Here is a 635-nt window from a genome sequence, read left to right as displayed (position 1 = left end):
ACTTTCCCGAAACGAAGGCATTTTAACATCCACAGGTGCTGTTCGCGCGACAACAGGCGCTTACACAGGACGCTCACCTAAAGATAAATTCATCGTGGAGGAAGAAAGCACGAAAAATAAGATCGATTGGGGCCCGGTGAATCAGCCCATTTCAGAAGAAGCGTTTGAGCGGCTGTATACGAAAGTTGTCAGCTATTTAAAGGAGCGAGATGAACTGTTTGTTTTCGAAGGATTTGCCGGAGCAGACGAGAAATACAGGCTGCCGATCACTGTCGTAAATGAGTTCGCATGGCACAATTTATTTGCGCGGCAGCTGTTTATCCGTCCGGAAGGAAATGATAAGAAAACAGTTGAGCAGCCGTTCACCATTCTTTCTGCTCCGCACTTCAAAGCGGATCCAAAAACAGATGGCACTCATTCCGAAACGTTTATTATTGTCTCTTTCGAAAAGCGGACAATTTTAATCGGCGGAACTGAGTATGCCGGTGAAATGAAGAAGTCCATTTTCTCCATTATGAATTTCCTGCTGCCTGAAAGAGATATTTTATCTATGCACTGCTCCGCCAATGTCGGTGAAAAAGGCGATGTCGCCCTTTTCTTCGGACTGTCAGGAACAGGCAAGACCACCCTGTCGG

At 46.3% G+C, this 635-nt stretch carries 1 protein-coding gene; it reads left to right on the top strand.

Features of this window, described 5'->3' with window-relative positions; translation table 11 throughout:
* Positions 1 to 635, top strand: a 635-nt coding sequence (locus ACWHAR_RS28610; protein WP_452088641.1) for a phosphoenolpyruvate carboxykinase (ATP), incomplete at both ends; no start/stop codon positions are given.

The organism is Bacillus sp. LR--39 (genome assembly GCF_053613335.1).
This window is presented reverse-complemented; position numbering and strand designations above follow the sequence as displayed.